This is a genomic window from Micromonospora sediminicola (assembly GCF_900089585.1).
Classification (GTDB): domain Bacteria; phylum Actinomycetota; class Actinomycetes; order Mycobacteriales; family Micromonosporaceae; genus Micromonospora; species Micromonospora sediminicola.
Genome location: NZ_FLRH01000003.1, coordinates 2,569,934 through 2,596,022, shown reverse-complemented (window position 1 = coordinate 2,596,022; position 26,089 = coordinate 2,569,934). Strand labels below are relative to the sequence as shown.

General features: G+C 73.3%; 24 protein-coding genes. 8 read left to right on the top strand and 16 right to left on the bottom strand.

Annotated features, from left to right (window positions below; translation table 11 throughout):
• Positions 1 to 6 precede the first annotated feature (6 nt).
• Both GA0070622_RS12750 and GA0070622_RS12745 read right to left on the bottom strand, forming a co-directional pair.
• Positions 7 to 756, bottom strand: a complete 750-nt coding sequence (locus GA0070622_RS12750) for a sugar isomerase domain-containing protein (RefSeq protein ID WP_091573504.1) — start codon at positions 754 to 756, stop codon at positions 7 to 9.
• Positions 753 to 1,715, bottom strand: coding sequence for a MurR/RpiR family transcriptional regulator (locus GA0070622_RS12745; RefSeq protein ID WP_091573503.1), 963 nt, complete (start codon positions 1,713 to 1,715; stop codon positions 753 to 755). The genes GA0070622_RS12750 and GA0070622_RS12745 overlap by 4 nt, the downstream gene beginning before the upstream one ends.
• A gap of 153 nt (positions 1,716 to 1,868) precedes the next feature.
• On the opposite strand from GA0070622_RS12745, the gene GA0070622_RS12740 reads away from it, so the two are divergent.
• On the top strand, positions 1,869 to 2,858 hold the full coding sequence (locus GA0070622_RS12740) for an N-acetylglucosamine kinase (protein ID WP_091573502.1): 990 nt from the start codon (positions 1,869 to 1,871) through the stop codon (positions 2,856 to 2,858).
• A gap of 627 nt (positions 2,859 to 3,485) precedes the next feature.
• On the opposite strand, the gene GA0070622_RS12730 is transcribed toward GA0070622_RS12740, so the two are convergent.
• The 7 genes from GA0070622_RS12730 to ngcE all read right to left on the bottom strand — a co-directional run bounded on the left by GA0070622_RS12730 (position 3,486) and on the right by ngcE (position 8,561).
• Positions 3,486 to 3,917: an SRPBCC family protein gene (locus GA0070622_RS12730; protein ID WP_091573501.1), complete on the bottom strand. Its 432-nt coding sequence runs from the start codon at positions 3,915 to 3,917 to the stop codon at positions 3,486 to 3,488.
• Positions 3,910 to 4,230, bottom strand: a complete 321-nt coding sequence (locus GA0070622_RS12725; protein ID WP_091573500.1) for an ArsR/SmtB family transcription factor — start codon at positions 4,228 to 4,230, stop codon at positions 3,910 to 3,912. Before GA0070622_RS12725 ends, GA0070622_RS12730 begins: the two co-directional genes overlap by 8 nt.
• Positions 4,223 to 4,597: a VOC family protein gene (locus GA0070622_RS12720; RefSeq protein WP_176559000.1), complete on the bottom strand. Its 375-nt coding sequence runs from the start codon at positions 4,595 to 4,597 to the stop codon at positions 4,223 to 4,225. The genes GA0070622_RS12725 and GA0070622_RS12720 overlap by 8 nt, the downstream gene beginning before the upstream one ends.
• Before the next feature lie 86 nt (positions 4,598 to 4,683).
• Entirely contained in the window at positions 4,684 to 5,241 is a 558-nt protein-coding gene (locus GA0070622_RS12715; RefSeq protein WP_091573499.1) for a hypothetical protein, read from the bottom strand.
• Positions 5,242 to 5,327: 86 nt separating this feature from the next.
• A complete protein-coding gene (locus tag GA0070622_RS12710) occupies positions 5,328 to 6,233 on the bottom strand; it encodes a carbohydrate ABC transporter permease (protein ID WP_425412762.1) in 906 nt (301 codons plus the stop codon).
• Positions 6,230 to 7,138: a carbohydrate ABC transporter permease gene (locus GA0070622_RS12705; protein WP_091573498.1), complete on the bottom strand. Its 909-nt coding sequence runs from the start codon at positions 7,136 to 7,138 to the stop codon at positions 6,230 to 6,232. Before GA0070622_RS12705 ends, GA0070622_RS12710 begins: the two co-directional genes overlap by 4 nt.
• Positions 7,139 to 7,145: 7 nt before the next feature.
• Entirely contained in the window at positions 7,146 to 8,561 is a 1,416-nt protein-coding gene (gene ngcE, locus GA0070622_RS12700) for an N-acetylglucosamine/diacetylchitobiose ABC transporter substrate-binding protein (RefSeq protein WP_091573497.1), read from the bottom strand.
• A 161-nt stretch (positions 8,562 to 8,722) separates the two neighbouring features.
• Between ngcE and GA0070622_RS12695 the strand changes: the two genes are divergently transcribed.
• Positions 8,723 to 10,198, top strand: a complete 1,476-nt coding sequence (locus GA0070622_RS12695) for an acyltransferase family protein (protein WP_091573496.1) — start codon at positions 8,723 to 8,725, stop codon at positions 10,196 to 10,198.
• Here GA0070622_RS12695 and GA0070622_RS12690 read toward each other — a convergent pair.
• On the bottom strand, positions 10,170 to 11,660 hold the full coding sequence (locus GA0070622_RS12690; RefSeq protein ID WP_091573495.1) for a CoA-acylating methylmalonate-semialdehyde dehydrogenase: 1,491 nt from the start codon (positions 11,658 to 11,660) through the stop codon (positions 10,170 to 10,172). The two genes, GA0070622_RS12695 and GA0070622_RS12690, sit on opposite strands and share 29 nt — an antisense overlap.
• Positions 11,657 to 12,958, bottom strand: a complete 1,302-nt coding sequence (locus tag GA0070622_RS12685; protein WP_091573494.1) for an aspartate aminotransferase family protein — start codon at positions 12,956 to 12,958, stop codon at positions 11,657 to 11,659. The genes GA0070622_RS12690 and GA0070622_RS12685 overlap by 4 nt, the downstream gene beginning before the upstream one ends.
• Before the next feature lie 261 nt (positions 12,959 to 13,219).
• On the opposite strand from GA0070622_RS12685, the gene GA0070622_RS12680 reads away from it, so the two are divergent.
• Positions 13,220 to 14,179: a hypothetical protein gene (locus GA0070622_RS12680; RefSeq protein ID WP_091573493.1), complete on the top strand. Its 960-nt coding sequence runs from the start codon at positions 13,220 to 13,222 to the stop codon at positions 14,177 to 14,179.
• Between the two features lie 61 nt (positions 14,180 to 14,240).
• Here GA0070622_RS12680 and GA0070622_RS12675 read toward each other — a convergent pair whose 3' ends face one another.
• Positions 14,241 to 14,927 carry a Tat pathway signal sequence domain protein gene (locus GA0070622_RS12675; protein ID WP_091573492.1) on the bottom strand — a complete coding sequence of 229 codons (687 nt, stop codon included), beginning with the start codon at positions 14,925 to 14,927 and terminating at the stop codon, positions 14,241 to 14,243.
• A 314-nt stretch (positions 14,928 to 15,241) separates the two neighbouring features.
• Here GA0070622_RS12675 and GA0070622_RS12670 point away from each other — a divergent pair, with 314 nt between their 5' ends.
• The 3 genes from GA0070622_RS12670 (at position 15,242) to GA0070622_RS12660 (ending at position 17,382) form a co-directional block, all read left to right on the top strand.
• Complete coding sequence (locus tag GA0070622_RS12670) at positions 15,242 to 16,006, top strand: TetR/AcrR family transcriptional regulator (RefSeq protein ID WP_091573491.1); 765 nt, start codon at positions 15,242 to 15,244, stop codon at positions 16,004 to 16,006.
• Positions 16,007 to 16,196: 190 nt separating this feature from the next.
• Positions 16,197 to 16,826: a DUF6230 family protein gene (locus GA0070622_RS12665; RefSeq protein ID WP_091573490.1), complete on the top strand. Its 630-nt coding sequence runs from the start codon at positions 16,197 to 16,199 to the stop codon at positions 16,824 to 16,826.
• Between the two features lies 1 nt (position 16,827).
• Entirely contained in the window at positions 16,828 to 17,382 is a 555-nt protein-coding gene (locus tag GA0070622_RS12660) for a DUF6114 domain-containing protein (RefSeq protein ID WP_245666196.1), read from the top strand.
• 2 nt (positions 17,383 to 17,384) lie between these two features.
• Here GA0070622_RS12660 and murD read toward each other — a convergent pair whose 3' ends face one another.
• A complete protein-coding gene (gene murD, locus GA0070622_RS12655; protein WP_091573489.1) occupies positions 17,385 to 18,731 on the bottom strand; it encodes a UDP-N-acetylmuramoyl-L-alanine--D-glutamate ligase in 1,347 nt (448 codons plus the stop codon).
• 201 nt (positions 18,732 to 18,932) lie between these two features.
• Between murD and GA0070622_RS12650 the strand changes: the two genes are divergently transcribed.
• Positions 18,933 to 20,390 (top strand): RNA-guided endonuclease InsQ/TnpB family protein, encoded by a 1,458-nt coding sequence (locus GA0070622_RS12650; RefSeq protein WP_255292801.1) that lies wholly within the window; start codon positions 18,933 to 18,935, stop codon positions 20,388 to 20,390.
• Positions 20,391 to 20,425: 35 nt separating this feature from the next.
• A complete protein-coding gene (locus tag GA0070622_RS12645; protein WP_091573487.1) occupies positions 20,426 to 21,775 on the top strand; it encodes a MurL-like N-terminal domain-containing in 1,350 nt (449 codons plus the stop codon).
• Positions 21,776 to 21,926: 151 nt separating this feature from the next.
• Here GA0070622_RS12645 and GA0070622_RS12640 read toward each other — a convergent pair whose 3' ends face one another.
• The 3 genes from GA0070622_RS12640 to GA0070622_RS12630 all read right to left on the bottom strand — a co-directional run bounded on the left by GA0070622_RS12640 (position 21,927) and on the right by GA0070622_RS12630 (position 26,058).
• The gene (locus GA0070622_RS12640) at positions 21,927 to 23,669 is read right to left on the bottom strand and encodes a PucR family transcriptional regulator (RefSeq protein WP_483819070.1); all 1,743 of its coding nucleotides are present in this window, start codon (positions 23,667 to 23,669) and stop codon (positions 21,927 to 21,929) included.
• Between the two features lie 83 nt (positions 23,670 to 23,752).
• Entirely contained in the window at positions 23,753 to 25,204 is a 1,452-nt protein-coding gene (argG, locus tag GA0070622_RS12635; protein WP_091573485.1) for an argininosuccinate synthase, read from the bottom strand.
• Between the two features lie 44 nt (positions 25,205 to 25,248).
• Entirely contained in the window at positions 25,249 to 26,058 is an 810-nt protein-coding gene (locus GA0070622_RS12630; RefSeq protein ID WP_091573484.1) for a TrmH family RNA methyltransferase, read from the bottom strand.
• Positions 26,059 to 26,089: the final 31 nt, after the last annotated feature.

Sequence of the window (26,089 nt, the reverse complement as noted above, 5' to 3'; positions counted from 1 at the left end):
GTCGGGTCAGGCGGTCCGCCGGAGGCGCCCGGCGTACCGCGACTCGAGGGCGAGGTTGTGCTCGTCCCCACCGGGGACGTTGGCGGAGAGGTAGACAGGGGGTACCTCTCCGGCCTGGTGGAACCGTCGTACGACCTCGGCGGTCAGCAGCTGCGCCAACAGCGCCGCGGTGACCGACGAGACCGCACAGACCGCGCCGCCGCCCTCGAGCGGCAGCAGTGCGTCGCCGTACGGCGCGCCGTTGTCCAGCACGACGTCGGCGAGGTCGGCGAGCCGTTGCCCGGACGGGTGCCGAGGGGCGACCCGGGCGGTGTGCTCGACCGAGGTGACCGCGATCAACGGATGACCGTCCCGCTTGACCAGCGTCGCCAGCTCCACCACGGAGCCGTTGATGCCGGACTGCGAGGCGACCACGAACACGTCCTCCGGCTGCGGCGCCGCCAGGGCGTAGAGCTGGTGCGCCACCGCCGGGTCGCGTTCCAGCTTGGGGTCGGCGAGCACGTCGCGGGGCGCGTCGCCGTGCAGCACGAGATCGTGCAGGGAGAGTCGGTTGGTGGGAACCAGGCCACCGGCGCGGGCCACCAGTTCGGCGGCGAACGCCTCCGAGTGGCCGGCGCCGAACGCCTGGAGGACGCCGCCGGCGCGCAGGCCGCCGGCGATCAGGTCGGCCGCCCGGTCCACCACGGCGGCCTGGCTGTCGACCAGCCGGTCGAGCACCGGGCGGACGGCGTCCGCGTACCGCTGGGCACTGATCATGTGTGGGACCCCTTCGCGGCCTTGTGCCCGTCGACGGCCTGGGCGGTACGCCGGAAGGCCGCGTGGGCGCGGTCGTGGGTGCGCTGCGCCACCGCGATGTAGAGCAGGTCGAGCACGACGAGCTGAGGGTGCCGGGCGGAGAGCGCGTCCGGCCGGAACGTGGTCGCCTGGCTGGCGGTGACCAGCACGATGTCGGCCAGCTCGGCCAGCGGCGAGCGGGGGAAGCCGGTCAGCGCGACGGTGGTCGCCCCGCGGCTGCCCGCCTCGGCGAGCAGCTCGATGGTCTCGCGGGTCTGACCGGTGTGCGAGATGCCGAGCGCGACGTCCCCGGCGCCCAGCAGCGCGGCGCTGGCCAGCCCCTCGTGCACGTCGCTCCAGGCCCAGGCGGCGACGCCGATGCGGTGCAGGCTGAACTGCATCTCCTCGCCGACCAGTGCGCTGCCGCTGGCGCCGAAGATGTTCACCCGGCTGGCCCCGGCGATGGCCACCGCCGCCCGCTCCACCTCGTGCAGGTCGAGCAGCGCCGCGGTGTCGTGCATGGCCCGAGTGTCGGCGGCCATGATCTGGTCGAGCACCCGGGACAGCGGGTCGCCGGGCTGGATCTCACGACCGATGTCGACGGTCCAGCCGGCGGACCGGGCCCGGCCGGTCTCGGCGGCGATGCCGAGTCGCAGGTCGGCGTAGCCCTCGAAGCCCATCGCCCGGCAGAACCGGGTGATGGTCGCCGGTGACGTGCCGCTGCGCTCGGCCAGCTCGACGATGGTGGCCCGGGCCGCCGCCTCCGGGTCGCTGAGCACGTGCTCGGCGACCCGGCGCAACGCCCCCGTCAGCTCCCCCGCGCCGGCCCGGACCCTGGCCAGCACCCCGTCCGAGGAGACGGTCACCGCACCCCGCCGGTCGACCGCGTCGGCGTCGATCACCGCGGTCCCCGCGGGGGTGTCCACCTCGTGATCAACCATCGGACGCCTTTCGGAAAGAGTGTTAACTGTTAGTGGTAAAAGTTCTTACTGAAGGCCCCTCCGTGTCAAGAGCGTGGGCGAAGTTTTCAAACTGTTACCTGACGCACAGCCGTGATCTTGCGTCCGGGAACGCGGCCGACCAGCATGGGAGCCATGTCGGACACCGTCGTGGTCGGCCTCGACGTCGGAGGTACGTCCACCCGCGCCACCGCGCTGAGCCTCGACGGCGTACGCCTGGGCGACGGCCGCGCCGGGGGCGGCAACCCGACCAGTCACGGCGCCGAGCGGGCCGCCGCCGAACTGCTCGCCGCCCTCCGCGCGGCGCTCGCCGAGGTCGACCCGACCCGGGTACGCGCCGGCGTGATCGGCCTCGCCGGCGCCGGCCGCCTCCTCGCCGACCCGCACGGCCGGGACGCCTTCGACCGGGCCTGGACCGAGGCGGGGCTCGCCTGCCCGTACACCGTGCACGGTGACGCCCTGGTCGCCTACGCCTCCGGGACCGCCGCGCCCGAGGGCACCGTGCTCATCGCCGGCACCGGCGCGATCGCCGCCCAGGTGCGTGACCTGCGCCTGGACCGCACCGCCGACGGCCACGGCTGGCTGCTCGGCGACGCCGGCTCCGGGTTCTGGCTGGGCCGCGAGGCGGTCCGCCGACTCCTGACCGACCTGGACCGGGCCGACGCCCCGGGAGTGCTCGCCCGCCGCGTGCTCACGGAGCTGACCGGCACGACCGAGGTGGCCGCCCGACCCCGGGCGACCGCCGATGCGGTCGTACAGGCGGTGACCCGACGGCCTCCGGTGGACCTGGCCCGCCTCGCACCGCTGGTCGTCACGGCGGCCCGGGAGGGCGAGCCGACCGCCGCCGCCCTGATCGGCGAGGCCGCCGCGCTGCTGGCCGAGAGTGTCTCCCGGATCCGCCCGGCCGACGCGACCGATCCGGTGGTGCTCGGCGGCGGCCTGCTCACCGGCGACACGCCGTTGGCCGCCGCCGTCCGGTACGAGCTGACCGTCCGCTGGCCGGACGCCCCGCTGCACAGCGCCGGGGACGGCGCCGCCGCCGCGGCCTGGCTCGCCGCCCGGGACCTGCCCGAGGTGGCCGACCCGGCCGCGCTGCACGCCCGCCTCGTCCCGCCACCGGCCTGACCCCGCGCCCCGCGCCCCGCGCCCCGCGCCCCGCGCCCCGCGCCCCGCGCCCCGCGCCCCGCGCCCCGCGCCCCGCGCCCCGCGCCCCGCGCCCCGCGCCCCGCGCCCCGCGCCCCGCGCCCCGCGCCCCGCGCCCCGCGCCCCGCGCCCCGCGCCCCGCGCCCCGCGCCCCGCGCCCCGCGCCCCGCGCCCCGCGCCCCGCGCCCCGCGCCCCGCGCCCCGCGCCCCGCGCCCCGCGCCCCGCGCCCCGCGCCCCGCGCCCCGCGCCCCGCGCCCCGCGCCCCGCGCCCCGCGCCCCGCGCCCCGCGCCCCGCGCCGACGGACGATAAGCCCCCGCACACCCTGTCGAGCTGATAACACCAACGACTCACCCTCACCCACAGCCGCTGAGTCGTTGGTGTTATCAGCTCGACAGGCGACGGAGAGACCACGTCCCGTCCGCGACCGAGAAGCCGATGACGTGAACGACCCACACTCGCCGGGCACGCAGCGCCACCGGCTCGGAGGAGCCGTAAGCGCCACACCGGCCCGCCCACACCCCCGACGTTCCACCCACCGCGCCGCCGGCAGAGCCCGGCCACTGCGGGACGGAACGTCCGCCGCGCACCGCAGCGGCGGGACGGCGGGTCAGGGCAGTGCGGTCAGCGTGGCGGCGAGACGGGTCCAGACCCGGGTACGCCAGCCACCGTCGAGCAGGGTGAACGTCCGCCGCTGCAGCGGGTCGTCCGGGTCGAATCCGGCGTGCTCCAGGAACAGCCGGGTGCCCCTGCCCTCGGGGACCAACGTCCAGGTGACCACCGTGTCGAGCGAGCCACCACGCCACGCCCACCGCAGCCGCCGTGGCTCGTCGAGTTCCAGCACCTCGCAGTGGACCACCCCGTCGAACCCCTGACCGGGGCGCGCGAGCGTGCGGAAGGTGAAGTGGTGCCCCAGCGACGGCCGGAAGTCGTTCGGCATGAGCCACCGTTCGAGGAGATCAGAATCGGTCAGGGCCCGCCACACCCTGGCCGGCGGGTGGGGCAGGAACTGGTCCACCGCGATACGTGCCGGCTCACTCATCGGGCAACTCGTCCAGCACCTCGCGCAGCCCGGCCAGGCGGGAGCGCCAGAACCGCTCGTACGGGGTGAGCCAGTCGGCCAGTTCGCGCAGCGGCTCGGGGCGCAACGCGTAGAACCGCTGCCGCCCGACCGGCTGCTCGGTCACCAGCCCGGCGTCCTTGAGCACCCGCAGGTGCTCGGACAGGCTGGGTCGGCGCATGTCGAACCGGTCGGCGAGCCGCTGCACCGGCTGCTCCCCCTCCTCGCGGAGCAGCCGCAACAGCTCGCGCCGGGTGGGGTTGGCCAGGGCCGCGAAGACGTCCGGCTCAGACACGGGTCTCCTGCAAGGCGATGCCGTTGCCGTCCGGGTCGGCGAAGGTGACGTACCGACCCCAGGGTGCGACCTGGATCCCGTCCTCGGCGAACACGACTCCCCGCTCACGCAGCCGGACGACGTCGGCGTCGAGGTCGTCGCTCTCCAGCACCAACCCTCGTAGCGAGCCGGCGGGCATGCTCTCGAACCAGGTGACCAGCGTCAGCGTGGTCGCGGCTCCCTTCGGGGCCACCTGCACCCAGCGGCCGCCGGGTCCCATCGGGTTGTCCCGCACCAGGTCCAGACCGAGCACGTCGACGTAGAAGTCGCGGGCCCGGTCCTGGTCGCTGACGGGTACGGAGACGATCTGCACGTGGTTGACGGACATGCCCACCAGCATAGGTAGGAGATTTCCTACCGGTCAAGCGGAGGAGAGGCCGGCCGCCACGACGGGCGACCGGCCTGCGTACCTGCTCAAGCGCTCGGGTACCCCTGCGGGCCCGGAGCGTGCGGCGCGGTCGGGTACCCCTGCGGGCCCGGAGCGTGCGGCGCGGTCGGGTACCCCTGCGGGCCCGGACCGTGCGGCGCCACCGGCTGGCCGTGCGGCGCCGCCGCATGCCCCTGACCGGCCACGCCGTAGCCGGCGCCCGCCTGACCCGGAGCCGGGTGGCCGGGAGCCGGGTAGCCGGGAGCCGGGTAGCCGGGAGCCGGCTGGCCGTGCGCCGACGGGGCGAACATCCCGGGCTGCGGCGCGCCGGCGAACTGGTGTGCCGCGGCCTGCTCGCGGGCCTCGTTGCGGGCCTTCACCGCGCGCACGGCCAGCAGGATCGGCAGGACGAAGACGTAGAAGAAGATCTGGTAGCGGCCGCCCTCGAAGAGGAAGAACAGATAGAAGCCGTAGGCGAACATGGCGAGCCCGACGACCACGTTGAGGATCCGGGAGCCGGTCCCCTGCTCCTTGACGGCGATGCCGAGGGCGACCATCGCGATGCCGCCGAGCAGCAACAGCAGCGTGTAGATGAGGAAGAACATGAGGTTCCTGTCGATGAGGTGAGCGTGCCGGCTCACCCTAGAGGAGCACGATCATCCCCACTGTCCCGTTGCCTGTGGCAACGACCTCACTTGAGCTGCCCGGCGGTCAGGCCGGCCTGGACCTGCCGCTGGAACGCCACGTAGACCACGAGCACCGGCAGCACGGCGATGGTCAGGCCGGCGAAGAGCTGGGCGTAGTCGCCGGCGTATCCCTGGCTTACCGCGAGCGAACTGAGTCCCTGGGCGAGCATCCGGTCCTGCCCGTCGCCGGGGATGAGCACCTGGGGCAGCAGGAACTGGTTCCAGTGGCTGAGGAAGTTGAAGATGCCGACGCTGATCAGTCCCGGTCGTGCCATCGGGAGCATCACCCGGAAGAAGAGCCGGAAGTGCCCGCAGCCGTCGATCATGGCGGCCTCCGCGATCGAGGTCGGCAGCGTCCGGAAGAACGCGGTCAGGAAGAACACGGTGAACGGCAGCGAGTACGCGGTGTAGACCAGGATGAGCCCCGGCCAGGTGCCGAGCAGGCCGACGCTGCGCACCACGAAGAACAGCGGCACCAGGGCCAGGAACACCGGGAACATCATCCCGCCGACGAACAGGTAGTAGACCACCTGCCGGCCACGGAACTCGTAGCGCGCGAAGACGTACGCGGCGGTGGCGCCGAGCAGCATGGTCAGCGTCAGCGAGCCGGTCACCACCACCAGGCTGTTGAAGAAGAACCGGCCGATGTGGGCGTTGGTCCAGGCCCGTCCCCAGTTGTCGAACCGCAGCGCCTCGGGCAGACCCCAGGGGTCGGCGATGATCTCGCCGTTGCTCTTCAGCGAGCTGAGCAGCATCCAGGCCAGCGGCAGGATCGTCATCGCCGCCCAGAGCAGCAGGAAGCCGTGCGAGAAGACGTTCGCCACGCCCAGCTCACGCCGGGGCGGACGGTCGGCCGGGATGGCCGCATCCGCCGCGACGGTGGTCGGGGCCCCGGTTTCCACTGTGGTCACGAGTACTCGATCCGATCACGCCGGGCGGTCCGCAGCGCCAGCACCGCCACCGAGAGGGTCAGGAAGAACATGGCCACGCCGATCGCGGAGGCGTACCCGAACTTGTTCTCGCTGCCGAACGAGGTGTCGTACATGCGCAGGCCGATCACGTCGGAGGAGAAGTTCGGCCCGCCGTTGGTCATGAGCTGGACCAGGATGAAACCGTCCAGCGCCGCGATGGCCAGGTAGATCCAGGCCACCTGGATGGTGTCCCAGAGCAGCGGGATGGTGATCTTCCGCAGCATGGTGGCGCGGGAGGCGCCGTCGAGCAGCACCGCCTCGTAGATGTCGCGCGGGATGGCCTGCATCGCGGCGCCGAACAGCACCACGTAGAACCCGACGTTGCTCCACACCATCACGGCCAGCACGCACCAGAACGCGAACCTCGGGTCGCCGAGCCAGGCCGGCGTGGCCAGCCCGACCGCCCGCAGCCCGCCGTTGAGCAGACCGCTGGTCGGGCTGTAGATCTCCTTCCACAGCAACGCGATGATCACCACGGAGAGCACCTGCGGGAAGAAGTAGACGAGCCGGTAGACGGCCGTCCCGCGTACCCCGGTGACGCCGGCGCGGCCCTTGCGCCCGCCCATGGTGAGCATGCTGGCGAAGAAGAGACCCAGCGCGATGGTCACCACCGGCACCACCGCGAGCAGGATCGCGTTGTTCTTCAACGCGTTCCAGACGTACCCGTCGTGCAGCAGGGTGCGGAAGTTCGCCAGGCCGACCGGGTCGGCCTCCGCCGAGTAGCCCAGCCAGTCGGTGGTCGAGATCTGGAACGCCTGGAGGTACGGCGAGAGCACGAAGATGCCGTAGAGCGCCAGCGGTGGCAGCAGGAAGCTGAGGATCAGCGGGTATCGGCCGTGTCGCATCCGATCGTCACGCGGCCCGCTTGTACTTCTTCACCGAGCTGTCCTGCGCGATCGAGTCGGCGCCCTTCTGGCACTGGTCGAGGAACTCCGCCGGGGAGATCCGGCCGCTGAAGAACTCGCCGCAGGCCGCGTCGACCAGGTTGCGCTCCAGCTTGCGGTAGTAGTTGTTGTAGACCCAGTTGAAGCCGTTGGAGCCGGACGCGTCCAGCGCCTTGACCACGGTGCTGAGCCCGTACGGCAGGTCGATGCCCTCGGTGGCGCCGGCGACCACGGGCAGGCTGGCGACCTTCTTCGTGAAGTCCTGGGCGCCCTTGCGCGACAGCATGGTGCGGAAGTACTCCAGCCCGCCGGCCACGTTCTTCGCCTTCGCCGGCACCATGAACGGCTCGCCCGCGGTGCCCCGGATCGCCTCGAACGGCAGCTTGTCGCCACTGCCCAGGCTCGGCGTCGGCGCGACGGTCATGTTGAAGCCGGCCGGGGTGACGTCCTTCTGCTCGCTCTCCAGCCAGGAGCCGCAGGAGATGAACGCGGCCTTGCCCTGGCACCAGGCGGTCTGCGACTGCTTGTGGTCCAGGCCCGGCGAACCGTCGAGGATGAACTTGTCCTTGACGATCTGGTGCCAGGCGTCGGCGGCGGTCTTCATGGCGTCCGACTTCCAGGCGTTGGGCTCCAGGTTGTCGATGGCCAGCGCGACCGAGGGACCGCCCAGCTTGATCGCGGTGGAGATCAGCGGCCAGCTCATGTAGCGGGGGTGCACGCCGGCGTACGTCCAGGGGGCGATGCCGGCGGCCTTGATCTGGCGGCAGAGCGCGATGTGCTCGTCCCAGGTCTTGGCGTAGGTCCAGCCGCGGTCGGCGAAGAGCTTGGTCGAGTGCCAGATGCCGTAGACCGTGTAGGTGTAGTTGAGCACCAGGAACCGGCCGTCGTAGGAGCCGACCTCGACGGTGCCGGGCAGCAGCGTGTCCTTCACCGTCTTGCCGGGCGTGTCGAGGCTGGGCGCGGCGAGCAGCTCGCCCAGGTCGGCGATCGCGTTCTGGGAGACCAGGCCGTTGAAGTCGATCTGGCCGGCGCCGGAGTTGTTGACCACGTCCGGCGGGCTGCCGTCGACGAAGCGGGGCTGGAGCGTCTTGCTGATCTCCGCGGTGGCCGAGTGCTTGATCTCCGCCTTCGGGTACTTCTCCTTGTACATGGCCTCGTGCGCCTTGGCGTACTCCTCGCCGAAGCCGCCGTTGAAGATCACCACCTCCAGTGGCGCGTCCTCCTTCACCCCGAGCGGGTTCTGCTCGCTCTTGGTGCCCTGGTACGCGCCACCGTCGCCCTTGTCGTCGCCACCGGAGGTGGCGCAGCCGGCGAGCAGGCCGGCGGCGGGGGTGGCCAGCAGACCGGCGGCGGCGCTGCGCCGGAGGATCTCACGCCTGTTCATCGCAACTCCTCGGTTCGTACGCGGGGTGGCGGATCTGTCGCTTGTCTTCACATCGGCTGTTGTTGCTGAAGAATTTCTACGCTGGCGCGACGCGGATCACAAGACTTCTCGACCGATCCGTTATCCGTACCGGTCGCCGGCGGCTGGCATAGCCTGGCCCCATGCGCCGCCTGCGGCAGCTCGCCGAGCACACGCCGCCGGGGCGGGAGCGCTACGTCGACCTGCTCCGGGCGCTGGCCATCACCATGGTCGTGCTCGGCCACTGGGGCGTCACGGTGATCGGCTACGACCAGGGCCGCCCGGCCGGCCGCTCCGCGCTGGCCGACCTGCCCTGGGCCTGGCCGCTGACCTGGGTGGCCCAGGTGATGCCGGTGTTCTTCCTGGTCGGCGGCTATGCCAACGCCGCCTCGCTGGCCGCCCGCCGGCGTCGCGGCGGATCCGCCACCGGCTGGCTGGTGGACCGCAGCGCCCGCCTGGTCCGACCGACCACCACGCTGCTGCTGGTGCTCGCCGCCGGCGCCACGGTCGCCACGCTGCGCGGCGCCGAGGCGACGCAGGTGCGCACCGTCGTCTGGTTCGCCACCATTCCGCTGTGGTTCCTGGTGGCGTACGTCGCGGTGGTGGCGCTGACCCCACCCATGGTGGCGCTGCACCGCCGGTTCGGGCTGGCCGTGCTGGTGGCGCTGGTCGGGCTGGTCGCGCTCGGTGACCTCGGCCGGATCCTCGGTCCGGCCGGCCTTGCCGACGGCAACTACCTGTTCGCCTGGCTGGCCGTGCACCAGCTCGGTTTCGCCTGGTACGACGCGAGCCCACCGGCGCACCCGGCCGGCGACACGCCCGGAGCCGGCCGCCCCGGCAGATCGGCGGCGACGGGCGTCGGACCGCACGACGCCGTCGGCCGCGCGGACGGCCGCCAGGGCCACGAACGGGCCGGGTTGCGCCGACGCGAACTGCCGCTCTCCCCCCGGGCCGGCTCGATCCTGCTGGCCGGCGGCCTGGTCGCGCTGGTGCTGCTCACCGTCGCCGGGCCGTACCCGGTGGCGATGCTGCACGTGCCCGGCGAGCGGTTGGACAACGCGGCGCCGCCGAGCCTGGCGCTGCTCGCCGCGGCCGCCGCCCAGCTCGGGCTGATCCTGCTGCTGCGCGGTCCGGCCGGGCGCTGGCTGCGCCGGTCCGGCCCGTGGCAGGCGGTGATCGCGGTCAACGCGGTGGTGCTCACCGTCTTCCTCTGGCACCTGACCGCCGCGATCCTGCTGGTCGGCCTGCTCGACGCGCTCGGCGTGCTGCCCACGCCCGCGGTCGGCTCGGCCGCCTGGTGGGGTTGGCGCGTCCCGTGGCTGTTCGGCCTGGCCGTGGTGCTGGCCGCCCTGGTCGCGGTCTTCGGCCCGATCGAGGCCCGCACCCGCCGCCCGTCGGGCCCGCCCGGCGGCCGTGGTCGATTCCGCGCGCACGGCGGGGTGTCGACCGCGCTGGCCGTCGCCGGGTACGCCACGTTGGTCGCCGGTCTGCTGCTGAACAGCCTCGCGCCGAAGGAGGCGGCCGAGCCGCTCGGCCTGCCCGCCCCGGCGCTGGTGGCGTACCTGGCCGGGGCGGGACTGCTGCGGCTGCTCAGGTCTGGGTGGGGAAGCCGAGGTTGACCCCGCCGTGGCGCGGGTCGAGCCAGCGGCTGGTGACCACCTTGCCCCGGGTGAAGAACGCGACCCCGTCGGCGCCGTGCGCGTGCAGGTCGCCGAAGAGCGACGCCTTCCATCCGCCGAACGAGTAGTAGGCCATCGGCACCGGAATCGGCACGTTGATCCCGACCATCCCGACCTCCACCTCGTGCTGGTACCGCCGGGCGGCCCCGCCGTCGTTGGTGAAGATCGCCGTGCCGTTGCCGTACGGGTTCGCGTTGACCAGTTCCACCGCCTCGTCGTACGAGCCGACGCGCAGCACGCTCAGCACCGGGCCGAAGATCTCGTCGGCGTAGATCGACATGTCCGGGGTGACGTGGTCGAACAGCGTCGGGCCGAGCCAGAAGCCGCCCGGCTCGCCGTCCGGCGTGACGTCCCGCCCGTCCACCACCGGCACCGCGCCGGCCGCGATCCCCGACTCCACGTAGGAACGCACCCGCTCGGCGTGCGCGGCGGTGACCAGCGGACCCATGTCGCAGCCACGTCGACCGTCCCCGGTGCGCAGCCGGCCCATCCGCTCGGCGATCCGCTCGACCAGCGCGTCGGCCACCGGTTCCACCGCCACCAGGGCGGAGATCGCCATGCACCGCTCCCCCGCCGAGCCGAACCCGGCGTTGACCGCCGCGTCGGCGGCCAGGTCCAGGTCGGCGTCGGGGAGCACCACCATGTGGTTCTTCGCCCCGCCCAGCGCCTGCACCCGCTTGCCGGCCAGCGCGCCGCGTTGGTGCACGTAACGGGCCACCGGGGTGGAGCCGACGAACGACACGGCCCGTACGCCGGGGTGGTCGAGCAGGGCGTCGACCGCCTCCTTGTCGCCGTTGACCACGTTGAGCACCCCGTCGGGCAGGCCCGCCTCGGTGAACCACTCGGCGAGCAGCAGGGCGGCGCTCGGGTCCTTCTCGCTCGGCTTGAGCACCACCGCGTTGCCGCAGGCCACCGCCACCGGCACGAACCAGAGCGGCACCATCACCGGGAAGTTGAACGGGGAGATCACCGCGACCACGCCCAGGGGTTGCCGCAGGCTGTAGGAGTCGACCTCGGTGGAGACGTTCTCGCTGAACCCGCCGCGCAGCGCCGAGGGGATGCCGCAGGCGTACTCGATCACCTCGAGCCCGCGTTGCACCTCGCCGGCGGCGTCCGCGAGCACCTTGCCGTGCTCGGCGGTGATCACCTCGGCGAGCCGGTCCCGGCGGGCGTGCACCAGTTCCCGGAACGCGAACAGCACCGCCGTGCGTCGGGCCAGCGAGGCGTCCCGCCAGCCGCGGGCGGCACGCTCGGCGGCCTCCACCGCGCCGGCCACGTCGGCCGCGCCGGCCAGTGCCACCTGGGCGCTACGGAGGCCGGTGGCCGGGTCGAAGACGTCGCCGCGCCGCTCGGACTCTCCGGCGGTCGGCTTGCCGTCGACGTAGTGCCCGATCACGCTCACGCCGCCTCCCCGACCGACGCCCGGATCGCGTCGAGAAGGATGGCCAGGCCCTCGCGGGCCTCGTCCTCGGTCAGCGTCAGCGGCGGACCCATCCGCACCACGTTGCCGTACAGCCCGCCCTTGCCGACCAGCAGGCCGCCGGCGCGGCACGCCTCGAAGACCCGGGTGGTCAGCTCCGCGTCCGGCTCGACGGTGCCGGGGCGGACGAACTCGACGGCCAGCATCAGGCCCTTGCCGCGTACCTCGGCGACCTGGTCCAGCTCGGCGGTGGCCGCGCGCAGGCCGTCGGCGAGGATCGCGCCGACCCGTGCCGCGTTGGCCTGCAGGTCGTGGTCGAGCAGATAGTCGAGCACCGCGTTGCCGGCGGCGGTGGAGATCGGGTTGCCGCCGAAGGTGGAGAAGCTGATCGCCGGCACCGACTCCAGGATCTCGGCCCGGCCGACCACGCCGGCCAGGGCGAAGCCGTTGCCGACGCCCTTGGCGAAGGTGAGCAGGTCCGGTGTCACGCCGTGCGCCTGGTAGCCCCAGAAGTGCTCGCCGGTGCGCCCCCAGCCGGTCTGCACCTCGTCGCTGATCAGCAGGATGCCGTGCTCGTCGAGCACCTTCTTCCAGGCGGCGAGGAGCCCGTCCGGGCCGTGCACGAAGCCGCCGACGCCCTGGATCGGCTCGGCGATCAGGCAGGCCACGTCGCCGGCGGTCTGGGTGGCGAGCACCTCGCGCAGGTCCTCGACCGCGGCGTCGACCCGGTCGTCGGCGTCGAGCCGGGCCAGCAGGCCGCGCAACCGCTCGCCGGAGTGCAGCCACGCCACCTGCAACGGGTTGAGCGCGCTGGCCGACCAGCCGCGGTTGCCGGTCACGCCCATCGCCGCGTACGACCGGCCGTGGTAGCTGTTGCGCACGGCGAGGATCTGGTGCGAGCGCCGGTGGTTGGTGGCGACCAGCAGGGCGGCCTCGTTGGCCTCGGTGCCGGAGTTGGTGAAGAAGACGCGGGCGTCGGGGATGCCGGAGAGCCGGGCGACCTTCTCGGCCAGTTCCACCTGCTGCCGGATCAGGTAGAGCGTGGAGGTGTGCACGAGGCCGGTGCGCAGCTGCCGCTCGACCGCCTCCCGGATCTCCGGGATGTCGTGGCCGACCATGGTGGTCAGCACTCCGCCGAAGAAGTCCAGGTAGCTGCGCCCGGCCGCGTCGGTGACCCGGCGACCGGAGCCGGCGACGAGTTCCAGCGGTTCGGCGTAGTAGAGCGGCATCCAGGACGGGAGTACGGCCCGGTGCCGGGCGAGGAGGTCGTCGGACGTCATCGGCGCACCCTTCAGCGGCGGTCTGGTCCCCGCACGCTCCCACCGCGCCCGGACAGGGACAACTGTCACTGTGTCGCGCGGCGACGCCCCCGACCTGACACCACGTCAAGCGGTCGTTGCGCTATCCGGAGCGAAACGGGCCATCCGCCGGCCTTCCCGTCGCCGGTCGGCGTGCTCTACCACGCGATCCGCAGCGCGGTCGCGTCACGGCCGCGACCGACAGGCGCCGCCGGTAGCATCCGCCGGGTGCGGACGACTCAGGTGGAGCTGCCGGCCGGCGCGGCGGGGACGAGCCACGCGGAGCTGCTGTCCGGGGTGCGGTCCTGGGTGGAGTCACCGCCACTGCGCGGCCTGGTGGCCCACTTCGGCGGCGACTGGCCGGCCGGCGACCTGGCGGCGGTGCTGGCCGGGCTGGACGTGTTCTCCGCCCGGCGCTGGGACTTCCGCCAGGGGCGGGAACGTCCGGACGCCCGGGAACCGGCGTTCGACCCGGGGACCGCCGGACTGGTGCTGGCCGCCGCCACGGCGCTGGGCCTGGTCCGGGCCACCCCGCCGGCCCGCTCGGGGTACGCGCACCTGCTGGTGCTCGGCGGGCTGGCGCACGCGTGCCTGCGGCGAACCGCGTACGCGGCCCTGCTGGCCCGCACGGCCCGGGTGGCCGGCGAGGTGGCGGTGCTGGGCAGCTTCCGGCCGCTCTCCCCCGCCGAGTCGGCGATGCTGGCCGGGGCCGGGGTGCCCGGGTGCGCCACCGAGGTGGACGTCCTGGACGCCGGCGTACGGCTGGCGTTCGGGGTGGACGAGCCGGCGCGGGAGAGCGGCGGGCCGGCCGACCACCCGCACCGCGCCTGGTCGTCACGCACCTACCGGCCGGCCGGGCTGCCCCCGGTCCGGGTGCTCGCCGCGCCGTCGAGCGAGCCGGACCGCCGCCGGGCGCACACCGCCGACACGCAGCGGTTCTGGGCCGAGCACGTCCGGCTGCGGGCCGGCGACCCGGTGCTGATGGTGACCGCACCGATCTACGTGCCGTTCCAGCACTGCGACGCGCTGCGGACGCTGGCCGTGCCGTACGGGTGCGGCATCGAGACGGTCGGGGTGGACCCGGCGGCGAGCGAGCCGGTTCCGGTGCCGGAGCCGACCCTCACCCCGGGACGCTATCTGCAGGAGATCCGCTCCGCACTGCGGTCCATGCGGGCGCTGCACGCGGCGCTGACCACCGGCTGACGGCCCGGACCGACGGCCGGCGCCCGGCGAACCGCCGCGCGCCGGCCGATGGGTCGGGTGGTCAGTTGACGTAGACGGCCGGGCTGCCGGTCTTGCTGGTGTCCTTCACCGGCGAGTAGGTCGCGGTGAAGTACGCGGTGCCGAAGCAGAGCGACGGACCGGAGAACTTGGTCAGCGTCTGGTTGGTGAAGGCGATCGAGTTGGTGGCGTTGGCCGCCGTGCCGGTGAGCGTGTTCGTGCTGGTCCGGTAGACGCAGGTGATCGGGCCGAGCAGGGAGTTCAGCACGACCGTGCTCTGGATCGGCGCGGCCGCGGTGCCGGAGATGGTGACCACGCCCGCGCTGGTGACCGACGTGGTGTAGGGCAGGTTGTTGACGGTCACGCTCTGCACGCCGGTGGTGCCGAAGACGTTCGTGGTGCAGCTGCTGAACGTCTGCGCGGTGAGGCTCTCGGTGGCGGTGCCGGGAGCGGTCGGGTTGCTCAGCACCTTCGCGCTGAAGCTGGACGCGGCGCACTTGATGCCGCTGGTGCCGCTGGCCGACGAGTAGAAGGTGGCGTTGGTGCCGCTCTTCAGGCTGGCCTGGATGACGTCGTTGACCGACACGGCGGTGCCGGCGACGGTCGGGTAGGTCAGCACGGCGCTGGCCAGCGAGGTGGAGGGGGCGGCGGTGGCGGGGGCGGCGCCGACCAGACCGGTCAGCAGCGCCAGGGCGGCGAGGCCCGCGCCGATGCGTCCGTACCTGGGCATGGGGGTTCCTTCCGGGGGTGGGACGGGGACGTGCCGGCGGCGTCCGGGACGGACGGCGCCGGGGGTGGTGAGCCGCCGCGACTCAGCGGGACCGGCGGCGTGGGGCACTGCGGCGACGCCGCGTCACCTGCTTCTCTCCGCCCTTGGGAGGACGCCCGTGGGCGGCGATAATGGCAGCCATTCGGGCCCTCCTTCGACGCGACAGGGGTGACCGTTCGAGAGATCACCAGCGGTGACGGGGCGTGGACTGAGCGTGTCGAAAGTTATAAACCTCAGAGGGTCGTAAAGTCAACGCATCAAGGAAGGCCGATATCTTGACCACGCAGAGCCCGCCACCGCCGGCGCCCGCCCCGCTGCCCGGCGCTCGGCACGGCCGCGACCCCGACCGCGCCATCAAGCGCGGCCCGCGGCGGGTGCCGGCCGAGGAGGTGGCGGCGACCCAACGCGACCGCCTCTTCGACGGGCTGGTGCGGGAGGTCGCCACCCGGGGGTACGACGCCGCCCGGGTCAGCGACATCTGCCACGCCGCCGGGGTCACCCGGCCCGCGTTCTACGCGCTGTTCAGCGGCAAGCAGGACGCGTTCCTCGCCGCGTACCGGCACGGCATCTCGGTGGTCTCGCAGCTGATGGAGGGCGCCTACCGGGACGCCGGGCCGCACTGGCCGGACGCCGCCCGGGCGGCGCTGCGCACGTTGCTCGACGTGCTCGCCAGCGTGCCCGCCTTCGCCCGGATGGCGCTGGTCGAGGTGGACGCGGCCGGTCCGGACGCCCGCCGGGAACGCGACGCGCTGCTGCACAGCTTCCGCCGGTTCTTCGCCGACGCGGGTCCCGGGCCGGCGGTCACCGGGGTGGACCGGGACGTGCTGGTGTCCACTGTGGTTGGTGGCATCCACGCCACGATCCGGGGCCGGGTGGCGCAGGGCCGGGCCGAGGAGCTGCCGGCGCTGCTGCCGGTGCTCACGTACGCGGCCACCGCGCCGTTCCTGGGACCCGACGGCGCCCGGCGGGCCACCCGACCGACCCGCCCGGACGACGGCCCGAGCACGACCGCGCCCTGCGCGCCGACCGGCCAACCCTGACCGACCCGGTGGGAAACCGCTGCGGTTTTTCACTTTGGCCGCAATTCGCACATGCCGCCCAACTCGCTGCTACGGGCTGTTGACCGCCCCTTTACCCAGCGGTAACTTCGGCCTGCGCCTCCGTGGCGCGGAAACCCCGCAAAGCCAATTCACATCGTCGCTAATGAATTGATCTCGAAAGGGAGCCGCCATGTCGGAGCAGACCGCACCGATCGAGGCCGACCAGCCGAGCAGCGGCGTCCGCTGGCGCCGGTTCGCCGTCACCCTCGGCGCGGTGGCGGCCGGGGCCGCCGGCATGGTGGTGCTGACCGCGCAGGGCGTGCTCGGCGCGCAGTTCGCCATCTCCGGCATGCCGTTCACCGTCACCGCCGACCGGCTGGAGGGCACCGGGTTCGAGCAGTTCGCCACGCTCGACCAGATGATCCCGGACAGCCCGAACCAGGGCGACACCGGCGGTCAGGTGCTCGTCATCGTCTCGGCCATCGACAAGGCCGAGCTGACCAACCTGTGCCAGAGCATCAACCTGGGCGGGACCAACCTGCGGATCACCGCCGGCGGCTCCGGCAAGCCGGTCACCGCCCGCACGCTCGTCGTCGACGGCGACGAGATCGCCGGCAACGCCTCGTTCAAGAAGATCAACGTCGGGCAGGACGCCAGCACGGTCGACCAGGTCCCCGGCGTCACTGGCAACCCGGGCGTCTTCGCCCAGCAGGCCGACACGGTGACCATCACCAACCTGCGGCAGAACAACTACGCCACCACCGCCGCGATCTTCACGCTGCCCAACCTGCGTATGGGCTTCAGCTCCGACGGGTGCTGACGTGACCGGCGGACAGCACGCGGCGCCGGCCACCCGCACCCGCGGGCGCTGGCGCCGCTGGCGACGGGCCCGGCCGTTCACCGCCGGGCTGCTCATCGCGCTCGGCGGCGCGGAGATGCTGGTGACGCTGCGCGCGCCACTCGGGGTGCTGCTGCACGTCGGGCCGCAGGGCCTGGCCGCGTACCTGGTCCCGGCGGTCCTCGTGCTCTGCGGGGTGCTGCTGATCGCCACCCCGCAGCAGCGGGTCTTCTACGCGCTGCTCTCGCTGCTGCTCGGGCTGGTCTCCTGGCTCACCTCGAACCTCGGCGGCTTCCTCGTCGGCATGCTGCTGGCACTGGTCGGCGGCGCGCTCGCGTTCGCCTGGACACCGGTCAAGCAGCGGCCCGGACGGGCCGCCGAGCCCGCGCCCCCGGCCCCCCGCGAGCCGGCCGACGACACCCTGCCGCCCGGCGACCACACGGTGCCGGGCGACGACACCCCGCCGGCCGCCGACGCGCCACCGGCCGCCGACGCGGTGCCGGCGGAGTCGCGGGGCGGACCGGCGGACCGGGGCTGACCTCAGCGGGCCGTGTCGGCGACCGCCTGGGCGAACACCTCGGAGCGGTGCTCGAAGTTGCGGAACCGCCCGTAACTGGGCGCCGCCGGGGACAGCAGCACCACGCCGCCGGCCGGGGTGAGCTTGCGGGACAGGCCGACGGCGGCCACCAGGTCCTCGGCCAGCTCGGTGCGGACCGCCGGCAGCCCGGCCAGCGCCTCGACGATGCGGGGACCGCTGTCCGGGATGCCGATCACCGTGATCTCCCGCTCGGCGAGGTGCTCCCGCAGCGGGGTGTAGTCGAGCCCCCGGTCCGTGCCGCCGACGATCACGGTCAGCGGCCGGCCCTCGTACGCGTCGATCGCGTGCATGGCCGCGTACGGGCTGGTGGCGAGCGTGTCGTCGACGAACGTGAGCCCGGACGGGTCGGGGATCTCGGTGAGCCGGTGGGCCAGGCCCTGGAACTCGGCGACCGCCACGGCGAGGCTGTCCCTGCGCGCCACCACGTCGACGCCGAGCGCGTCGAGCACGGCGAGCGCCACGCAGAGGTTGCCCTCGTTGTGCCGCCCGACCAGCGGCAGCACCGCGCGCGGGAACAGCGGCGTGTCCCGCAGGTGGAACCACCGCGTGCCGTCCGGCCCGGTGGCCACGTGGGTGGTGTCCGGCGACCCGGCCCGCACCGCCGCCCGGTCGCCCAGCTCCACGGCCAGTCGCGGATCGGCGCCGTTGACCACGACCGTGTGCGGGCCGTGCGCGACCAGGTTCAGCTTGTCCCGGTAGTACTCCCGCTCGCCGCCGTGCGCGTCCAGGTGCTCGGGGAACAGCGCGGTCACCACCGCCACCCGGGGCGAGTCGGTCAGGTCGGCGCACTGGTAGCTGGACAGCTCCAGCACGTACAGCTCCGCCTCGGGCAGGTCGAGCAGGGGCACGCCGATGTTGCCGCCGAAGACGTTCGGCCGGTCCATCGCGGTGAACAGGTGACTGATCAGGCTGGAGGTGGTGCTCTTGCCCTTGCTGCCGGTCACCCCGACGGTGCGGTCCGCGTGGTCGGCCATCCAGAGCGCGCTGCCCTGGGTCACCGGCACCGACCGGCGGCGCAGCTCCACCATCCACGGGTGGGTGTTCGGCACCCCCGGCGACCGGACCACCACGTCGGCGGCGGCCAGCCGCGCGAAGCCCTCCTCGCCGGTGACCAGCGGCGCCGCCTCGGCGAGCGGGCCCTCCCAGGGCAGGGCGAGGAAGTTCGCGCTGTCGTCCACGGCGACCAGGCCGGCCGGGCCGTGCGCGGCGATCGCGGTCACCGCCGCCCGGCCCTCGCGGCCGGCGCCCCAGACGGCGACATGACGTCCGCGCAGATCAGACAGGCGCACAGGCTCTCCTCGTTGACATCCTCCCCTCATGAAGGATGAGGGCGATTGCAGCCTATACAGGCTGAGGTTCACGGGCGTTCGAACGCCTGGGCGCCCGCTGTTGCCCCTCCCGGCACCGGCCGTTCGTCAGGGCCGGGATTTCCGCCCCATCCTGCCGCCCGCGGACTGTTGTGTCGTAGGTGGCAGGCATGCTGTGGGGCTGTGGGGAGGTTTACTGCGTTCCGGTTCACAGCTGACCCGTCACCGTCGCAGGTGATGGTGTTGGTCCGTCACACGGGGGCGGCTCGGTTCGCGTTCAACCAGTGCCTGGCTCTGGTGAAGGGCGCCCTGGATGCGAGGCACCGGGGCGGGTCGGTGGTGGTGCCGTGGTCGGGTTTCGACCTGATCAACGCGTTCAACTCGTGGAAGATCTCGGCGCAGGCGGGCCGCCGCTTTGTAGTCGACTCGGCGGGTTCGGCCGAGATCGCGGCGACGGGATTGTCGTGGCGCGCACAGGTGTGTCAGCAGGTGTGTGAGGAAGCCGCTGTCGACCTGGGCCGCGCCCTGACCGCCTGGGCCGACTCGCGATCGGGGAAGCGGCCAGGTCGTCGGGTGGGGTTCCCGACATTCAAACGCAAGAGCCGCACCCAGCCGTCGTTCCGGATCCGCTGCAAGACCAAGGCGGGTCGGGCGAGCATCCGGGTGGGGGATCCGATGGCGGGTCCTCGGAGTATCTGTCTGCCGAGGATCGGAGTCCTGGGGGTACGGGAAGACACCCGCCGACTACGGCGGATGATTCGCGGAGGCCGAGCGCACATCCGGTATGCCACCGTCTCCTGCCGGGCCGGCCGATGGACCATCACCGTGACAGTGGAGGCGGCGGACCTGCATCCCGCCCGCCAGCACCCGCCACGCCCCGACGCCGACAGCGGTGGTTGGGTAGGCATCGACCGCGGCCTCACTGCCCTCGTGGTGGCCGCCGACACCACCGGCCGACAGCGGCTACGCGTCACTGATCCACCGCGCCCGCTGCGGACGGCCCTGCCTCGGCTACGCCGGCTGTCGCGCCAGGTCACTCGCAAACGGCGAGGCTCCCGCAATCGGGCCGAGGCTGTCACCCGGCTAGCTCGTGCCCACCATCGTGTTGCGCATGTGCGTCGTCACTTTCTGCACAAGGTCGCCAACCAGCTGGTCAAGACCCACGACCGGCTGGCTCTGGAAGATCTGCACATCGCCGGTCTGCTGCGCAACCGGCGTCTTGCCGCCGCCATATCCGATGCGGGTTGGGCTGAACTGGCCCGCATCATCGGCTACAAACAAGGTTGGCGGGGCGGGCAGGCCATCCGGGCACCCCGCTGGTACCCGTCCACCAGAATGTGCAGTGCCTGCCGCGTCACCGGCCCCGCCCTACCCCTGTCCGTGCGGGTCTTCCGCTGCGACGAGTGCGGGCACACGGCGGACCGGGACGTCAACGCAGCGGTCAACCTCGCCGTCTGGGCCGAGCAACACCATGCCCGGACTCGGGACCCCGAAGCACGAGGCCCGATCACCAACGCCTCCCGAGGGACCGGCTCTGGCCAGCGCTCACGCGCCGGTGCAACCAGCCCTGACGACGGAGGAACCCCGCCGCCACGAACACCCGTAACGGCAGGGACGCCCGAGAAGGGCGGTGTCTCATGACCCAACGGACCTTGAGACGCGCTGTAGTATTGCGTGTGCCCAACGAGCAGCTGCGGCGGATGGACGCCTTCACCTTCCCGTCCTACTCGATCGACTTCGCCACCGGCGAGGTCCTGTTCGACTACGCCCTGACCGGTCCCGACGGCGAGCAGCGGTTCACCGAGGTGATCACGCTTCCGCTGCCGGCCGAGCCGGTGTCCGACGCCACCGCGGCCACCCTCGCCCGGGTCCTGGAGCTGCTGCACGTGGTCGCCGGCGTCAGCTACTACAAGGCCGCCGCGCCGCCCCGGCTGGTGCTGCCGGCGCCGCTGGGCGCCGCCGCCGTCGAGCTGGTCACCGCCGTCTACCGCAAGGGCCTCGCCGAGTACGCGTACCGCAACCAGCTGCCGCACGTGCTGGAGCTGCGCCCCGAGGTGCCCTCCGGCACCGTGGACCCGGCGACGCCGCTGGACAACTCCGACCGCCGCCCGCTGTCCGCCGTCGGCGGTGGCAAGGACTCGATCGTCACGCTGGAGGCGCTGCGCCGGGCCGGCCTCGACCCGGTGCCGTTCTCGGTCAACCCGAACCACGTGATCGTCTCGGTCAACGAGGCGTCCGACCTGGTGCCGCTGGCCGCCCGGCGTCGGCTCGACCCGGTGCTGTTCGAGTTGAACGCCGCCGGCGCGCGCAACGGGCACATCCCGGTCACCGCGATCAACTCGCTGATCGCGGTCGCCACCGCCGTGCTGCACGGGCTCGGCCCGGTGGTGATGTCGAACGAGCGGTCCGCGTCCGACCCGAACCTGGTCTGGCAGGGCCATGAGATCAACCACCAGTGGTCCAAGGGCGTCGAGGCGGAGGGGCTGCTGCGGGCGGCGCTGGCCGAGCACGCCGGGCTGACCGAGCCGTACTTCTCGCTGCTGCGCTCCCTGTCCGAGCTGCACATCGCCCGGCTCTTCGCCGAGATCGACCGCTACGACGCGGTGGTGACCAGCTGCAACGCCGCGTTCAAGCTGCGCGACGCGAGCGAGCGCTGGTGCCGCGACTGCCCGAAGTGCCGCTTCGTCTTCCTGGCCATGGCCCCGTTCATGCCCCGCGAGCGGCTCACCGGCATCTTCGGCGGCGACCTGCTGGCCGACGAGTCCCAGATCCCCGGCTACCGGGAGCTGCTCGGCGTCGACGGCCACAAGCCGTTCGAGTGCGTCGGCGAGGTGGAGGAGTCGGTGGTCGCGCTGAGCCTGCTCGCCCAGCAGGACCAGTGGCGCGACGCACCGGTGGTCCGGGCCCTGGTGACGGCGTTGCCGAACACCGCCTGGCAGGCGGCGTCCACCTCCGACGTCTTCACCCCCGGCGGCCCGAACTTCGTGCCCGCCCCCTACGCCAAGGCCCTCACCGCGCTCGCCTGACCCACCCCACCCAGCCCCGCCCCACCCCGACCCCCGCCGTCGATCATGAAGTTGAGCCGGCGTCACGCCCGATTCGTCCCGGCCAACTTCATGATCGACCGTCGGTCCGCGCGGGGGCGGGGGCGGGGGTGGGGCTGGGTGGGGTGGGGGGTCAGGGGGTGCGGACGGCGTCTAGGGCCAGCAGGGCCACGTGCAGGGAGAGGCACTGCTCGACGGAGTCGAGGTCGGCGTCGAGGATGCGGCCGATGCGCGCCAGCCGCTCGTAGAAGGCCGGCCGGGACAGGTGCGCCGCCGACGCCGCCGCCGACTTGTTCCGCCCCTGTTCCAGGTACGCCCGCAGCGTGCCGAGCAACTGCTCCCGAGGGTGCTGGGCGTCGTACGCCAGCAGCGGGCCGAGTTCACGCTCGACGAACGTCTGCAACCGGGGCTCGTCCCGCAGCAGGTGCAGCAGACCGGCCAGCCCGACGTGCGGCAGCCGGAAGCAGGGCAGGTCGCGGGGGTCCCGCCGGGCCGCCTCGGCGATCTGCCGCGCCTCGACCAGTGACCGGCGCGCCTCGCGCAGGCTGCCCACGCCGGACCCGGCCGCGACGACCACCGACGGGCGGGTCACCGCGTCGACGGACCGCGCCGCCCCGGACGATCCGCCCCGGCCACCGGGGTCTCCCTGGCGGGTCGGGCGGACAGCGGGCGGGCGGGCCGGGGCGGCGTCGAGGCGTACCCGGCGCAACGCCGCGGCGAACGCGGCGAGTGCCTTCTCCTCGTCGGCCGGGTCGGCCAGCGCCAGCAGCGCGCCCACCGCCTGGTCGTCGACGGCGCTGGTCAGGGCCGTGAGCTTGGCCTCCCGCAGGGCCGCGCCGACCGCCTCGGCCAGGTCGCGCAACCGGGCCGGGCCGGAGTCCTCGGGCAGGTCGGCGGCGTCGCCGGCCGCGTCGTCGGCGCGGTGCCGGACCACCACGCCGACCAGGTGCCGGCGGTCCAGGGTGACGCCGAGCGCCTTGGCGCGCAGGGCCACCTCGTCCACCGGGCGGGAGTGGTCGATCAGCGCGGTCAGCAGGGTGCGGTGGATCTGCCGTTCCAGGCCCTCGGCGTCGCGCCGGATCAGCCGGCCCAGGGCCAGCGTGGAGGCGGCCCGTTCGATCAGGATGGTGAGCCGGGTGGGCGGGGTCGCCTCGGCCGCCGGCCAGCGCAGCAGCAACCGTCCCCAGTCCTGCCCGCGCGCGCCGACGGTGGTCACCAGCCAGCCGCTGTCCGGGTCGTACGCGGTCCGGCCGGCCGGGCGGATCTGCCGGGAATGCTGCTCCCAGCCGTCCAGCAGCAGTTCCGCGCTCTCTCCCGCCGGGTCGTACGCGAGCACCTGCCGGGACAGGTTCTCCAGCACGACCGGGCAGCCGGCCAGCTCGGCGGCCTGGCGGAGCACCTCGGTCGGTTCGGCGCCCTCCACGGACAGCTCGGTGAACCGTTGGTGGATCTCCTCGGTGGCGCGCAGCTCGGTGAGCTGGGCGTCCACGATCAGCGCGTGCACCGCCTCGGTGATCCGCACGAACGGGGTGGCCCGGCGCAGCTCGACCAGGGGCAGTCCGCGCCGCTCGGCGGCGGCGGCCATCACCCGGGGCACCCCGCTGACGTAACGGCGGCCCAGCTCGACGACCAGCCCGGAGACCCCGACGTCGGCCAGGTCGCCGATGAACGCGCGCAGCCCCGTGTCGTCGGCGGGCAGCCCGATGCCGGTGGTGAGCACCAGTTCCCCGCCGCCGAGCAGGGTGGCGATGTCCGGCACCTCGGCCACGTGCACCCACCGCACCGGGCGGTCCAGCCCGGCGTCGCCGGCGACCAGGCGGGGCGCGCCGTGGCGCACCGGCACCAGGGCGAGCACCTCACGCACGGTAGGGAACACGGGCGACACGCTACCCTGCGTCACCGCCGCTGCCGAAGGCCCGCCCCGGGAGCCGGCCCGCCCGTCGACGCACCGCGCCCCGCTCAGTCGACGCCGAACTCCATCGCGGCGCGGTCGAGCGCCGCGTCCTCGGCGGAGGGGACGCCCCGGGAGGCGATGGCCTCCGCCCCGCCCTCGGGCATCGCGCCGATCAGCCCGGTCGAGGCCGCCTGCGCGGCGCCGACCATCCGCTGCGGGGTCGCGCCGCCGACCATGCCGAGGGAGGCGTACTGCTCCAGCTTGGCGCGCGAGTCGGCGATGTCCAGGTTGCGCATGGTGAGCTGGCCGATCCGGTCCGCCGGGCCGAACGCCGAGTCCTCGGTGCGTTCCATGGACAGCTTGTCCGGGTGGTAGCTGAACGCGGGACCGCTCGTGTCCAGGATCGAGTAGTCCTCGCCGCGGCGCAGCCGCAGCGTCACCTCGCCGGTGACGGCGGTGCCGACCCAGCGCTGCAACGACTCGCGCAGCATCAGCGCCTGCGGGTCCAGCCAGCGTCCCTCGTACATCAGCCGGCCCAGGCGGCGGCCCTCGGTGTGGTAGTTGGCCAGCGTGTCCTCGTTGTGGATGGCGTTGACCAGCCGCTCGTACGCGGCGTGCAGCAGCGCCATGCCGGGTGCCTCGTAGATGCCCCGGCTCTTGGCCTCGATGATCCGGTTCTCGATCTGGTCGGACATGCCGAGACCGTGCCGGCCGCCGATGGCGTTGGCCTCCAGCACCAGGTCGACCGCGCTGCCGAACTCCTTGCCGTTGATGGTCACCGGGCGGCCCTGGTCGAAGCCGATCGTGACGTCCTCGGTGGGGATCTCCACGGCGGGGTCCCAGAACCGGACCCCCATGATCGGGCTGACCGTCTCGATGCCGGTGTCGAGGTGTTCGAGCGTCTTCGCCTCGTGGGTGGCGCCCCAGATGTTGGCGTCGGTCGAGTAGGCCTTCTCGGTGCTGTCGCGGTAGGGCAGGCCGTGGGCGAGCAGCCACTCGGACATCTCCGTGCGCCCGCCCAGCTCGGTGACGAAGTCGGTGTCGAGCCACGGCTTGTAGATGCGCAGCTGCGGGTTGGCCAGCAGGCCGTAGCGGTAGAACCGCTCGATGTCGTTGCCCTTGAAGGTGGAGCCGTCGCCCCAGATCTGCACGTCGTCGGAGATCATCGCCCGCACCAGCAGGGTGCCGGTCACGGCCCGGCCGAGCGGCGTGGTGTTGAAGTAGGCCCGCCCGCCCGAGCGGATGTGGAAGGCGCCGCAGGTCAGCGCCGCGAGTCCCTCCTCGACCAGGGCGGCGCGGCAGTCGACCAGCCGGGCGACCTCGGCGCCGTAGCTGAGCGCGCGGCCGGGCACCGAGGCGATGTCGGGCTCGTCGTACTGGCCGATGTCGGCGGTGTAGGCGCAGGGCACGGCGCCCTTGTCGCGCATCCACGCGACCGCGACGGAGGTGTCGAGGCCGCCGGAGAAGGCGATGCCGACGCGTTCACCGATGGGCAGGGAGGTGAGAACCTTGGACACAGGAAAGATTATGCGTCAAGGCGCATGGTCATGCAAGCGAATCCTCAGAGCGGGTCGTCGCGACCCAGCTCCCAGAACGCCACCGCCGCCGCGGCGGCCACGTTCAGCGAGTCCACCCCGCGCCGCATCGGCAGAACCACCCGCACGTCGCTGGCCGACTGGGCCGCCTCGGTCAGGCCCGGCCCCTCGGCCCCCAGCAGCAACGCGGCCCGCTCCCGCTGCGCCGGGGTCAGCCGCTGGATCGGCACCGCGTCCGGCGCCGGCGTCATGGCCAGCACCGTGAAACCCGCCTTCCGCACCTGGTCCAGGCCCGCCGGCCACCGCTCCAGCTTCGCGTACGGCACCGCGAACACCTCGCCCATGCTCACCCGTACGCTGCGCCGGTAGAGCGGGTCGGCGCAGGTCGGCGACAGCAGCACCGCGTCGACGCCGAGCGCCGCCGCCCCGCGGAAGATCGCGCCGAGGTTGGTGTGGTTGTTGACGTCCTCCAGGACCACCACCCGCCGGGCGGCGGCCAGCACCTCGTCGGCCGACGGCAGCGGCCGGCGGTGGAACGAGGCCAGCACCCCCCGGTGCACGTGGAAGCCGGTGGCCCGCTGGAGGACGTCCGGCGTCGCGGCGTACACCGGCGCGTCCCCGGTGTCCAGGTCGGCGAGCTGGTCCACCCGCTTCGCGTCGACCAGGTACGACCGGGCCGGGTAGCCGGCGCGCAGCGCCCGCCGCAGCACCAGCTCCCCCTCGGCGATGAACAACCCGTGCGGGGGCTCCCAGCGGGTCCGCAGCTCCACGTCGGTCAGGGCGCGGTAGTCGGCGATCCGGTCGTCGTCGGGGTCGGTGATCTCGTGGACGGGCACCCGACGATTCTGCCCCGACCCGCCCGGCCGC

Coding starts and splice junctions, on each gene's coding strand:
- GA0070622_RS12750 (WP_091573504.1), bottom strand. CDS start 756: ATGATCAGTGCCCAGCGGTACGCGGACGCCGTCCGCCCGGTGCTCGAC.
- GA0070622_RS12745 (WP_091573503.1), bottom strand. CDS start 1,715: ATGGTTGATCACGAGGTGGACACCCCCGCGGGGACCGCGGTGATCGAC.
- GA0070622_RS12740 (WP_091573502.1), top strand. CDS start 1,869: ATGTCGGACACCGTCGTGGTCGGCCTCGACGTCGGAGGTACGTCCACC.
- GA0070622_RS12730 (WP_091573501.1), bottom strand. CDS start 3,917: ATGAGTGAGCCGGCACGTATCGCGGTGGACCAGTTCCTGCCCCACCCG.
- GA0070622_RS12720 (WP_176559000.1), bottom strand. CDS start 4,597: ATGTCCGTCAACCACGTGCAGATCGTCTCCGTACCCGTCAGCGACCAG.
- GA0070622_RS12715 (WP_091573499.1), bottom strand. CDS start 5,241: ATGTTCTTCCTCATCTACACGCTGCTGTTGCTGCTCGGCGGCATCGCG.
- GA0070622_RS12705 (WP_091573498.1), bottom strand. CDS start 7,138: ATGCGACACGGCCGATACCCGCTGATCCTCAGCTTCCTGCTGCCACCG.
- ngcE (WP_091573497.1), bottom strand. CDS start 8,561: ATGAACAGGCGTGAGATCCTCCGGCGCAGCGCCGCCGCCGGTCTGCTG.
- GA0070622_RS12695 (WP_091573496.1), top strand. CDS start 8,723: ATGCGCCGCCTGCGGCAGCTCGCCGAGCACACGCCGCCGGGGCGGGAG.
- GA0070622_RS12685 (WP_091573494.1), bottom strand. CDS start 12,958: ATGACGTCCGACGACCTCCTCGCCCGGCACCGGGCCGTACTCCCGTCC.
- GA0070622_RS12675 (WP_091573492.1), bottom strand. CDS start 14,927: ATGCCCAGGTACGGACGCATCGGCGCGGGCCTCGCCGCCCTGGCGCTG.
- GA0070622_RS12665 (WP_091573490.1), top strand. CDS start 16,197: ATGTCGGAGCAGACCGCACCGATCGAGGCCGACCAGCCGAGCAGCGGC.